Raw genomic sequence first — 11375 nt, forward strand, 5'->3', positions numbered from 1 at the left:
GGTTCGTCGCTGCGCTGGGCTGTTCGTCATACGGTGCGGAGGTGTGCAAATCGGTAGGCGGGGTAGCCGCATAGTGAAGGTATTGCCATTTGCGCGGCTAGAGCGTTGACCGCCCACTTCGAGGGAGCGCCGCTACCGATGACCGCCAACGAGACCGATTCCGCCACCGCGACGAAGAGCACCCGCCCCGAGGCCCCGGCAGAGGCCGCCGGCGACACCTCCGCCGGCCACCCTTCTCAGCCGCATCCAACCCTTCCGGAAGGGATGGGCGATGTTGACCGCCGGGCGATCGACACCGTACGGGTGCTGGCCATGGACGCGGTGCAGAAGGTCGGTAACGGGCATCCCGGCACGGCGATGAGCCTGGCACCCGCCGCCTATCTGCTGTTCCAGAAGTGGCTGCGCCACGATCCAGCCGACCCGCACTGGACCGGCCGCGACCGGTTCGTCCTCTCGATGGGCCACTCGAGCCTGACCCTCTACATCCAGCTCTACCTGTCCGGCTACGGCCTGGAACTCGCCGACCTGCAGGCGCTGCGCACCTGGGGTTCACTGACTCCCGGGCACCCTGAGGTGAACCACACCCCGGGGGTGGAGACGACGACCGGCCCGCTGGGTCAGGGCGTCGGCAACGCCGTCGGCATGGCGATGGCCGCCCGCCGCGAGCGGGGCCTGCTCGACCCGGACACCCCGGCCGGGGAGAGCGTGTTCGACCACACCGTGTGGGTGTTCGCCTCCGACGGCGATCTGGAAGAGGGGGTCAGCGGCGAAGCGTCGTCGCTGGCCGGTACCCAGCAGCTGGGCAATCTCGTGCTGGTGTACGACGACAACCGGATCTCGATCGAGGACGACACCCGGATCGCGTTCACCGAGGATGTCGGCAACCGCTACGAAGCGTACGGCTGGCACGTGCAGCACGTGGACGACGGCGAGGACCTGGCCGCCGTCGACCGGGCACTGGCCGCGGCCAAGGCGGAGACCGGCCGGCCGTCGGTCATCGTGCTGCACACGATCATCGGCTGGCCGGCGCCGAACAAGCAGAACACCGGGGCCGCGCACGGCTCCGCGCTCGGCGACGACGAGGTCCGCGCCACCAAGCAGGTCCTCGGCTTCAACCCGGACACCACGTTCGAGGTCGCCCCGGAGGTGCTGGAGCACGTCCGCCAGGTCGCCGAACGCGGCAAGCAGAAGCGCGAACAGTGGCAGCAGCGCTTCGACGCGTGGCAGGCCGGCAATCCCGACGGTGCTGCCCTGCTCGAGCGCATGTCCACCCGCACCCTGCCTAAGGGCTGGGCCGGCAAGCTGCCCACCTGGGACGCCGACGCCAAAGGGGTGGCCACGCGGAAGGCTTCCGGAGAAGTCCTGGCCGCGCTCTACCCGGTCCTGCCGGAGCTGTGGGGTGGCTCGGCCGACCTGGCGGAGAGCAACAACACCGCCGTCAAGGGCGAGGCCTCGTTCCTGCCCACGAACCGGCAGACCAAGATGTGGAGCGGCGGACCGTACGGGCGCACCCTGCACTTCGGCGTCCGTGAGCATGCCATGGGCGCGATCATGAACGGCATCGCCCAGCACGGCGGTACCCGCGTCTACGGCGGGACGTTCCTCACGTTCTCCGACTACATGCGCGGCGCCGTCCGTCTCGCCGCCCTCATGCAGCTACCGGTCACCTACGTGTGGACCCACGACTCCATCGGCCTGGGCGAGGACGGCCCCACCCACCAGCCGGTCGAGCACTACGCGGCCCTGCGGGCCATTCCCGGCTTGGACTTCGTGCGCCCGGCGGATGCCAACGAGACCGCTGTCGCGTGGCGCACCATCCTGGAGCACAACGACCGCCCGGCCGGTCTGGCGCTGTCCCGGCAGAACCTGCCCGTCTTCGACCGCACCCGGTTCGCCTCGGCCGAGGGAGTGGCCAGGGGCGGGTACGTGCTGGCCGAAGCCTCCGGTGGCAGCCCTCAGGTCATCCTCATGGGCACCGGCTCGGAGGTGCAGATCGCCGTCGCTGCCCGGGACGTGCTGGAAGCCGACGGGGTCCCCACCCGGGTGGTGTCGCTGCCCTGCTGGGAGTGGTTCGCCGCGCAGGACCGCAGCTACCGCGAGCAGGTACTCCCGCCCACGGTCCGCGCCCGGGTCAGCGTCGAAGCCGGAGTGTCCATGGGCTGGCGGGAATTCGTCGGCGACGCCGGCCGCATCGTCGGGCTCGACCACTACGGCGCGAGCGCCGCCTACACCGTGCTGTACGAGCAGTTCGGGCTCACCGCCGACGCCGTCGTGACCGCGGCCCGGGAAAGCCTCGCCGCCGTCGACGCGCCGGCGGTCGCGCCCACCGGACCGGACAGTGTCGGCGTCCTGCATTCACCGACCGGCGACCGCTGAACCGTCGGCTTCCGCTCCCTCTCCGTACCGGGAAGGCATTGTCATGACGCAGAACGAGAAGCTGGCTGCGTTGTCGCAGGCAGGGGTGTCGGTCTGGCTGGACGACCTGTCCCGGGACCGTATCCGCAGCGGCAACCTGCAGTCGTTGGTCGCCGGTTGCGGCACACAGAGCGGCAACGCCTCCGGCTGTACGGTGACGATCAGGTCCCGGCCAGGGATGATGAGGTCGCCGTCGAGTTGGCGGGGCTGGTCACGGGTGCTGTGGATCTCCACCCGGGCGGCAGTGAAGGTCTCCATCCGGGCGACGGTGTCTTTCGGCGCAGCACGCCCCAGCCCAGCGCCGCCCAGTGCTGCAAGGTGCGGGAGCTCAGCACGGCGACATCGAGCAGCCCGTCGTCGGGCTGGGCGTCGTTGAGCAGCCGCACGCCACCCTGCAGGCGACCGACGTTACCGACGATCACAGTGCGTGGGCGGCGGGTGAACGCAGGCTGGTCGTCGAGGGTGATGCGGAGCCGCATGGGCCGGTCACGCAGGTGTTGCGCGGCGCCGGCGACGTAGGCGAGCCAACCGATGTGCTTCGCGGTGTCGTTGGTCGCGTCGAGCATGTGGGCGTCGAAACCCATGCCGGCCATCACGGCGAAATTCTGCTCGCCGACGGCGCCGACGTCTTCAACAGCAGGACGAGATCGATGCCGAGGTGGCTGTGTCGACGGCCGCGTGGCACGCGCACCAGCTTCATGAACAAAGCCGCGACCGGGATCGCCGAGGCCATGACAGGCGCGAGCCCCCATCCCTCCACCGGCCGGTCCCCGCTGATCCGCGGATCATCCAGCGGTACCGGGCTGTTGTCGAGGCGCTGCACGAGGAACACCTGGACGCGCGCGTACGACACCTCGCTGCTCGGGAACGATCAGCGCAACAGCGCGAGGCCAGCAGCGTGCTCCGTGCCGAACTTCTCGACGCCCGGGAGCGGGAAGTCACCTTCCGTGAGCAAGTGGCCGACCAGCGAGACATCGATGCGGAGTTGGCATCCTGGCCAGATGCCGGCCCTCGCCTGCGCTGACCCGGCGAGGGCGGCGTCCCAAGGCTTGCAGTTGTGAGCTCGGCTGGCAGCCGCTCAGCGGGTGATGTGGGGCTCTGGCACGTCAGCAGTCGGCGCTGGTCCGCCGGCCGGTAGCCAGACAGGCCCAGACGACCTTGCCGCCGTTCTGCCGTTGGTGTCCCCACGTGGTGGCAGCGGATGCGACCAGGTGCAGGCCCCGCCCGCCCGGGATGTCCGCGTGATGGTCGCTGCGGGCTTCCGGCTCGGCGGCGGCGCCATCGAACACGGCAATGTACAGATAGTGCGGTTGCATTTTAATCTGAAAGGTCACCGGGGTGTGGGCGTGCACGACCGCGTTGGTGACCAGCTCGCTGGCGACCAGGGTGGCTGAAGCAGTGAGATGCGGGACGTTCCATCGCGCGCACGCCTCCGTGACGATGGCGCGGGCCTGGCGGGCGGCACCCGGAACCGGGCGGATGTCCTCGCTGATGAGCTCATCGTGACTGGCCAGCGCGCGGAGTGCGTCAGCCGTCCTGGCGTACAGCGGCGGTGTTTCCTCGGCCTTGGTCGTGAGCAGGCCGGCGGTGGCAGTATCCGGCGCGCAGAGCAGCACCGGCGTACCGGGCCAGAGCCGCGCCTCAGTGGCGACCGTGGAGAAAGCCTCCACTGCGTGCGCGTCGGTCACAGTGGCGCCGGACAACTCGACCAGCACAGCCCTCGGTCTGCGTCGCAAGCACTGGCTCAGAGAATCTTGCAGTGCCGGACCGGATCGGGCGTCGACCGTACCGCGCACCGTGACGGTGACCAGATCATCATGGGACTCGACCTGCCAGCTCGCGGGCTGGGTCACGTGCGTCAGCTCCTCTACCGGGCGTCGTTTCAGCTGTGTCGTGCCCGTCGTCGATCTCAGGGTTGAACATTCTGCGCAACGCCGACGGGCATTGCCGGCCATCAGGGCCATTGATCGCTTTCTGAGTGGCCGCCGCCGCTGGTCCGGGCTGCGGTCGAGAGGCGGTTGAGGCGCGTTGTACCCGGCTGAGTGCATGAGTATGCCGTTCGGCAGTTGTAAGCTCGGTCGTCGCGGTGGATCGGCCGGAAGATCCGTATGCTGCCGGGATGGACCCCACCATGGAGGTAGCGCTGTCCACCATGCTGGCCGCGGCCGAGGAAGCCACACCGGTGCAGGCCGTCGAGGCTGTCACCCGGGAACTCGGTGCGGCGCTGCGCGCTCGCAGCGTCTCCTTCCTCATCGCTGACCTCAGCGGCCGGGCTCTGGTCCGGTTGGCGTACGTGCCGTTGGACACCGACGGTGAGGGACGCCGCGACGGCGGCGAGGTGGCGACAGTGGTGCCGTTCGACGGTGGCCCCCAGGAGCAGGTGCTCCGCACGCAGAAACTGCAGGTGGAGTCCGCCGACGGCGGGTGGCTGGTCCTTGCGCCGGTCACCGAACGCGGCGAGATCATCGGCCTGCTCGAGATCGCCCTCGACACGGCACCGGCAACCGGGACGCTCGGGGAGATCGCCCGGACCGCGCATGCGCTGGCGTTCGTGATCATCGCCAACCGGCGCCACACCGACCTGTTCGAATGGGGACAGCGCACCGTACCGTTCACCCTGTCCGCGGAGATCCAACGCCGGCTCCTGCCGGCCGCGTTCACCTGCGAGGGCGGCGCGTTCACCCTGTCCGGCTGGCTCGAGCCGGCCGCCAGCATCGGCGGGGACACCTTCGACTACAGCGTCGCCCGCGACACCCTGCACTTCAGCATCACCGACGCCATGGGCCACGGTGTGGCCAGCGCACTGACCGCCACCCTCGGCGTGGCCAGCCTGCGCAACTCCCGCCGGGCCGGGCACAGCCTCACCGAACAGGCCGACACCGCCAGCGCCGTAATCGCCCAGCACACTCCGACGCGAGGGGCCTTCATCACCGCCGTGCTCGGACGTATCGACCTCACCACCGGGATCTGCGACGTGATCAACGCTGGGCACGTACCGCCGTTGCTGGTGCGCGACGGCGACCCGCAGCCGCTGGACCTGCCCCGCAACTTCGCGCTCGGGATGTTCCCCGATTCGCCGTGCCGCGTCGATCAGGTCGCGTTGCGGCCCGGCGACCGCCTGGTGATCGTCACCGACGGGATGCGTGAACGCGCCGCCGCCGCCTTGGACCTGCCCGCCAAGCTGCGTTCCTTGACCGCACTACACCCGCGCGAGGCCGCCCGTTCGCTGGCTGACGCCGTTCTCGAGGTCGCCGGCCCCGAACTGGCTGACGACGCCACTCTGCTGATCATCGACTGGCACGGCCACCACGGACGACCACGCCGCGCCGACGCCGGAGCTGACCTCGCCGCCGCGACCTCAGCCGACCACCGGTGACGACGACCGTGGTCAGGGCCCCGTCGGTGGCATGTCGGCCTCGGCGGCATCCACCGTGTCGTAGACCTTGAGCACCTGGTCCACCGCTGACACCCGCAACACGTACTCGACGGGTTGCTGCACCCCGGCGACGCACAACCGGCCGCCCTTGTCCTGCAGCTCCTTGAACCACACCATCAGGACGCCCAGACCGCTGGAGTCCATGAACGTCACGTCGGTGCAGTCCAACACCACCTGCAGAGCACCGGAATCAGTGACCTCTTGCAGGAAATCCTGCAAATGGGGACACGTATCCATATCGAGCTCACCGCCGACCCGCACGACCGTGCACCCCCGAGCGGCCCGGGCCGACAGCTGTAGATCCACGACTACCTCCAGAACCCGGGCACCTCGATGCACCGCCGGGCGGCGGGCCTCGTTACCCTAATATCCACAACGGCTACGGCGAACCGGGACCAAGGTGGTCACTTGGTCGAAGACGAGCCGAGCATATGTTGATCATCACCGCGTTCGGTGGTCTGGTGTCGCGCCTCGATCCAGTATCACCGTTCCGACGTAAACGTTCTTTCCGAAGAGAGGCCGACACCGGGCGGCGGCCGTCCGTCCGTGACCCGTCGCCGCAGGCTGGCAGCAGTACGGACCGGGCTTACGCCGCCGACCGGCCAGGGTGGTACCGCGGGAGGCAGCAAGGTCAGTCCGGATCGTCCTCAATCATCCTGCAGTGAGTTGTCCGGTGTCGGTCAGCGAACGGGCGACGTCGACCAGTTTGGTGTTGGTCTGCTGGCTGGCCCGTGCCAGCACGGAGAACGCCTGGTCGGCGCTGATCTTGTGGCGCTCCATCAAGACGCCTTTGGCCTGTCCGATCACATCTCGCGCGGCGACGGCCTTGCGCAGGTGTTCCTGCTCCTGCGCGCCGGACATCGCGACGGCGGCGTGTGAGGCGAACAGCAGACCGATGTGTTCGGACTCGTCGTCGAACGCCTGCTTCTCGGTGGAATACATATTCAGCGCACCGAGGTTGTCCTCTTTGACGTAGAGCTGGAACGACAGCATGCTCAGCACGCCGATCTCCGCGGTGCGACCGGTGAATTGCGGCCACCGGGCTTCGGTGGTCATGTCCGGCAGGCGTACGGTTTGCTGTTCGTACACCGCACTCAGGCAGGGGCCTTCGCCGGTGTCGTACTGCACCTGATCCACCTGGAACACCAGCTCGTCGGTCCCGGCCCGGGTATAGATCGCACGGCGGCGCTCCATCACCGACAGTGCCGCGTACTGGGCACCCGGTACTGTGCCGACGGCTGCGTGCACGATCGCCTGCAAGGTCTCGTCGACACTGTCCTCGAGTTGCAAGGTCCGGGCCAGGTCGCTGAGCCGCATTGCCAGGTCATCTGTCGCGGATCGGCTGGTGGTGTCCGAGGGCGCCCCACCCTGGTCGCCGGTTTCACCGCTGCCGTTGCGGGCCAATGCCGTTCCCTTTCTCGACGTCGGGCGGCCCCGGGCGGGATTGGCTTACCGCCCAGGGCCTCACCAGGTCACTATCGCGAATCATGTCCCGGCTTGGTGTGGGTGTGCCCGCTGCGAAGGTGTCTACACGTGCGCGTGACGCTTCGCAGATGCCGGCGGAGTTACGCTCGCTGAATTAGAGTAGCCGTTCCATAGCCCGGGAGCGCGACGTCGGTGAGGCCGACGTCAGCTTCAACAGCTCGAAAGTGCAGGGATAGGTCAGGCGTCCGGGGCTGTGCGTCGCTGTGACCAGGACTTTGCTGATGGCCCGTTGGTCGGAGCGCTCCTCTTACCGCCGCCGCGTGACGTCATCTGCGCCCAGCACCTAGGAAACTGCGGCGCGGTGTACAGCACAGAACGTTTCGGCGGCAGCCGTAGGTTCGACGTTCGAGCCGCCGTATCCGGCCCGCTATCTGTACTCTCGCCGCGCGTCGACAGCCACATCACTGACAGTCCGCTCATGCGGGCCGTCCAGCCGCCGGCGGCTCTTGCTCCTCAAGCGGGGATCGCCGATCCGTATCGGCCGGCCCGGCGGGTTTCCCCGGCACGGCGGCCAGCGATCGCAGCCAGCCTGGCTGCAGGTCCGTGTACCAGAGCGCACGTTCGAGTGATGACCTGAGCGGGCACCCGGAACCACGTCGACGAGCGTCAAGCAGACGTTCGCGTTCGTGGTGCGATGGTATCTGCGCGCTCGTCGATTTTCTTGGCCTCATGAGTGACGGCGTCGCCGAGATCGTGCAGCCGGCGTGTGGTGGCCTCGTCCGGAGACTTCTCGGCGCTTTCGTGCAGTGTGGCCTCGCTGCGCTCCAGCGCCTCAGCGGTCTCGTGCATCGTCGCGGCCGTCGTGCGTCGATCTTGCTCGTGGGAGGTCATATCCGTCGCATACCCGTCTGCTCGTCGGCTTATTCGAGTCGCTGAGACAAGGCCTCTTCATACCACCCGGTTTCGCAGACAACGACGGCGCCGCCAGCCGACAGTGCCCGGCCGCCGGGCGACAATGTCTCAGCTCCGCTGAATTGAACCGGGCTCCCCGAACATCAGGCGAAGTCTTACAGATCGCCCGATCGACCGAGCCAGCCCAATGTGCCGTCTGAGCACCTGGCCTTACCCCCCTGCCTCTGTCGAGCATCCTGCGGTTCTTCCTGGGTGCTCATCAGTAGCCGCTGCACCGCCGATAGGGATGGTGAAAGGGGAGGTGCGTCGGTGGCGAAGCTACTGGTGGTCGACGACGAGCTGGACATTCGTGACCTGGTCGTGAAAACGACTGATGCGCCAGGGACATCAGGTGAAATCCGCTGAGGATGCAGCGACGGCTCTGATGCTGGTGCGGCACCACGGCCTCCCGGACGCCGTGATCCTTGACGTCGACATGCCCGACATGGACGGCCTTGATCTACTGACCCGCCTGCGCGAGCTACGCCCGGCGTTACCGGCGCTGTTCTTGACAGTGCTGTGGAGCGGCGAAGTCCAGACCCGGATCCGGGCCGCCCCCGTGAGCCTGTCGTCGTCGTTGCCGCGCACGCTGGGCTTCACCGCCTTGTACGTGCTCGCTACCTACGCCGGGCGTCTGACCGTCATGGATGAGACCAACCTGAGCCTGGTGTGGCCCGCGGCTGGTGTCTCCGCCGTCTGGTTCCTCGCCCAGCGCTCCTCTCGCTGGTTCTGGCTCGACCTGATCGCCCTGACCGTGGTCACCATGGCCGTGAACACGGCCACCGGTGCACCCCCAGCACTCGCGCTCTTCTTCGTGGTGGCGAACCTGGCGCAGGCGCTGGTCTTTTCTTACCTGTTCCGCCGATGGTTGCTTCAGCCATGGGGTGGCGGCGGCGACCAGCCCTCGCGCGGCTGCACCAGCTGTGGCGCTTGATCGCCGCGGCGTTTCTGAGCACCGCCTGCGGCGCGCTGCTTCTGCACACCGAGATGGCGTGCCGTCGTGGGGGGAACGCTGGCACTGCGCCCGATCGACCAGGACCAGGACCAGTGCCTGGTGCTGCTGCATGAGAAGGGTGGTCCGGTGCGGTGGCAGCCGGTGTCACCGACGCTGATGAGTCATCTGCATCAGCACGCCGCCGAGCGCGGCGCGCCGCCAGCGGGCCAGCTGTTGCGGTACCGCGGCGGCCAGCCGATCACGTACCGGCGTTACGACCCGTCGCGACGCGGCACATCGGATGCACCCCCGACCTGCGGTGCATGCGGGTGCCGATCCTCAACACGCTCGAGACCGACGGGTACGTGGCCCGGGCGCTCGAGGCGGAAGCCAGACGGTTCTTCCGCAAGGACGTCACTCTGGACGGAGTGCCCGCCGGGATCCGTACCGTGGTCGGCGGGGAGGCGCTGACCGCCCGCTGATCGACGACGACTGGTCGCGCCCTGTCGGGCGGTGGGGTGCCGCCGAATGAACCGACGGCACCCTGCCCTAGCTGTCCGCGAGGGTTATTGCAGCGCCCACTGCTGGTTGCCCTGGCCGCCGGCGATGCAGTTGTAGACCTGGAGGCCCGTACCGTTTCCGGTGGCCTGGCCGATTGCGTCGAGGCACTTGCCGGATGCGGTGTTGACCACGTTGCCGTTGCTCTGCAGCGTCCACTTCTGCGCGCCGCTGCCGTTGCACGTCCACAGGTTCACGGCTGTGCCGTCGCTGCCGGTGTTCAGGCACTTGCCGCTCTGCGGGTTGACCAGCGTGTTGTTGGTGTAGGTCCAGGTCTGGTTCCACTGGCCGGTGCAGTCGTACAGCTGGAGCCGGGTGCCGTCGGCGGTGCCGTAGCCGGTGATGTCCGTGCATCGCCCGCTGGCCCGGCCTTTCAGCGCGCCGGTGGTCGCCGGCGGGGTCGAGGTCGGCGGGGTCGACGCGCTCGGGCTGGCTGACGGCGAGGACGGCGGTGTGCTGGGGATCAGTGAGCACTTGGCGGTGTATCGGGCGACCCGGGTGTTGTCCTGCAACGCCGGGCACATGAACGGGGTGTACCGGGTGTCGCCGTCGACGAAGATCTTCAGCCACGGGATCTGGGTGCGCAGCTCGATGTCGTTCGGCTTGGTCCAGAACAGGTGGTCGGCGCCGCTGTATTGCACGTACGCGCCGGGGGTGTCGGCGCGCAGGGTCGGGAAGAGACCGTCGAGGTACGAGGGGGTCACCACCGTGTCGTTCTGGCCGCCCTGGATCAGCGTGGGCACCCGGTCGTTGTTCAGGTTGCCGGACGGGAAGTAGGGGGCGAGGCCGATCGCGGCTTTCAGCGACGGGCGCTGGGTGGCCGCGTAGAGGGCACCGCCGCCGCCCATCGAATGGCCGATCACGGAGAGCCGGTTAGCGTCGACCCGGTCGCGTACGGGGCTGCGCTGCGTGAGGTAGTCGAGCGCGGCCAGCAGCTGGGTGCCACGGGCGGTGTCCCAGTCGGTGGTGCTGTTGGTCTCGACGCCGATGACGACGAAGCCGAAGGAGGCGAGCCGCGGGCCCATCCAGGCTTCCTCGTCGGCGAAGCGGGCGGTGTAGCCGGGCACGATGGCGACCGCGCCCCACGTGCCCTGGCTGGTGTCGGTCGGGTAGTAGATCGTGCCGCCGTTGAACCCGTTGCCGGGCGACACGCTGACTTGCGCGGTGGCGAAGGGTCCGTAGGTGGCCGCGACGCTCGCCACGGTCGGGTCCGGGCCGCGCTGGTACGGGCTGTCAGCGGACGCCGAACGGGCCGCGACCACCGCGATGGCCAGCACCACACCGATCGCCACCGAGGCGCGGAGCATGCGCAGACGCCGGCGGGTGGCGCCGGTTCGTGGCGGCGGCGCGGTCGCGTGAACGGGAGTGTCGCCGATGTCGGGCTGGTGCATCGTGGTACTCCTCTGCTGTCAGTGACGGGTCGGGGCGGTGGCTGCTGCCGGCAGGCGGGTTCGCCTGCCGGCAGCGGCTCGACAGCTGGGCGGGGTGCCGTCAGCGCTGCAGGGTGAGCAGGCCCGGGCGCCACGGCAGGTTGTTGTAGTCGCCGCCGGCGTTGGGGTCTTTGCCCTGGTAGAGCAGCTGGAGGTTGCAGGGGTCGACGGTCTTGGTCTGGTCCGGGTTGGTCCGGACCAGGTCACCGTGGCTGATGTCGTTGGT

The 11375-nt window shown here is 68.6% G+C and carries 12 protein-coding genes; 4 read left to right on the plus strand and 8 right to left on the minus strand.

Annotation, left to right across the window (positions count from 1 at the left end; translation table 11 throughout):
- Positions 1-264: 264 nt before the first annotated feature.
- Positions 265-2376 carry a transketolase gene (gene tkt / locus ACWEOZ_RS37490; protein WP_451915417.1) on the plus strand — a complete coding sequence of 704 codons (2112 nt, stop codon included), beginning with the start codon at positions 265-267 and terminating at the stop codon, positions 2374-2376.
- Positions 2377-2576: 200 nt separating this feature from the next.
- On the opposite strand, the gene ACWEOZ_RS37495 is transcribed toward tkt, so the two are convergent.
- The 3 genes from ACWEOZ_RS37495 to ACWEOZ_RS37505 form a co-directional block, all read right to left on the minus strand.
- Entirely contained in the window at positions 2577-3008 is a 432-nt protein-coding gene (locus ACWEOZ_RS37495) for a diacylglycerol/lipid kinase family protein (RefSeq protein ID WP_451915428.1), read from the minus strand.
- Positions 3008-3268, minus strand: a complete 261-nt coding sequence (locus tag ACWEOZ_RS37500) for a hypothetical protein (protein WP_451915418.1) — start codon at positions 3266-3268, stop codon at positions 3008-3010. The genes ACWEOZ_RS37495 and ACWEOZ_RS37500 overlap by 1 nt, the downstream gene beginning before the upstream one ends.
- A 253-nt stretch (positions 3269-3521) precedes the next feature.
- Entirely contained in the window at positions 3522-4268 is a 747-nt protein-coding gene (locus ACWEOZ_RS37505; protein ID WP_451915419.1) for an ATP-binding protein, read from the minus strand.
- Positions 4269-4534: 266 nt separating this feature from the next.
- On the opposite strand from ACWEOZ_RS37505, the gene ACWEOZ_RS37510 reads away from it, so the two are divergent.
- Positions 4535-5791, plus strand: coding sequence for a PP2C family protein-serine/threonine phosphatase (locus ACWEOZ_RS37510; RefSeq protein WP_451915420.1), 1257 nt, complete (start codon positions 4535-4537; stop codon positions 5789-5791).
- 12 nt (positions 5792-5803) lie between these two features.
- On the opposite strand, the gene ACWEOZ_RS37515 is transcribed toward ACWEOZ_RS37510, so the two are convergent.
- The 3 genes from ACWEOZ_RS37515 to ACWEOZ_RS37525 all read right to left on the minus strand — a co-directional run bounded on the left by ACWEOZ_RS37515 (position 5804) and on the right by ACWEOZ_RS37525 (position 8167).
- Complete coding sequence (locus ACWEOZ_RS37515) at positions 5804-6157, minus strand: STAS domain-containing protein (protein WP_451915421.1); 354 nt, start codon at positions 6155-6157, stop codon at positions 5804-5806.
- 345 nt (positions 6158-6502) lie between these two features.
- Positions 6503-7255: a GAF and ANTAR domain-containing protein gene (locus ACWEOZ_RS37520; RefSeq protein ID WP_451915422.1), complete on the minus strand. Its 753-nt coding sequence runs from the start codon at positions 7253-7255 to the stop codon at positions 6503-6505.
- A 687-nt stretch (positions 7256-7942) separates the two neighbouring features.
- Complete coding sequence (locus tag ACWEOZ_RS37525; protein ID WP_451915423.1) at positions 7943-8167, minus strand: hypothetical protein; 225 nt, start codon at positions 8165-8167, stop codon at positions 7943-7945.
- Between the two features lie 412 nt (positions 8168-8579).
- On the opposite strand from ACWEOZ_RS37525, the gene ACWEOZ_RS37530 reads away from it, so the two are divergent.
- Together ACWEOZ_RS37530 and ACWEOZ_RS37535 are read left to right on the plus strand one after the other, a co-directional pair.
- Positions 8580-9161 carry a response regulator gene (locus tag ACWEOZ_RS37530; protein ID WP_451915424.1) on the plus strand — a complete coding sequence of 194 codons (582 nt, stop codon included), beginning with the start codon at positions 8580-8582 and terminating at the stop codon, positions 9159-9161.
- 323 nt (positions 9162-9484) lie between these two features.
- Complete coding sequence (locus ACWEOZ_RS37535) at positions 9485-9643, plus strand: hypothetical protein (RefSeq protein ID WP_451915425.1); 159 nt, start codon at positions 9485-9487, stop codon at positions 9641-9643.
- Between the two features lie 84 nt (positions 9644-9727).
- Here the strand turns inward: ACWEOZ_RS37535 and ACWEOZ_RS37540 are convergent, their stop codons facing one another.
- Both ACWEOZ_RS37540 and ACWEOZ_RS37545 read right to left on the minus strand, forming a co-directional pair.
- Positions 9728-11110 carry a poly(ethylene terephthalate) hydrolase family protein gene (locus ACWEOZ_RS37540; RefSeq protein ID WP_451915426.1) on the minus strand — a complete coding sequence of 461 codons (1383 nt, stop codon included), beginning with the start codon at positions 11108-11110 and terminating at the stop codon, positions 9728-9730.
- A gap of 100 nt (positions 11111-11210) precedes the next feature.
- Positions 11211-11375: non-reducing end alpha-L-arabinofuranosidase family hydrolase (locus ACWEOZ_RS37545; protein WP_451915429.1), on the minus strand; the 165-nt coding region annotated here is incomplete at its 5' end.

The sequence above is a fragment of the Actinoplanes sp. NPDC004185 genome, from assembly GCF_053603475.1.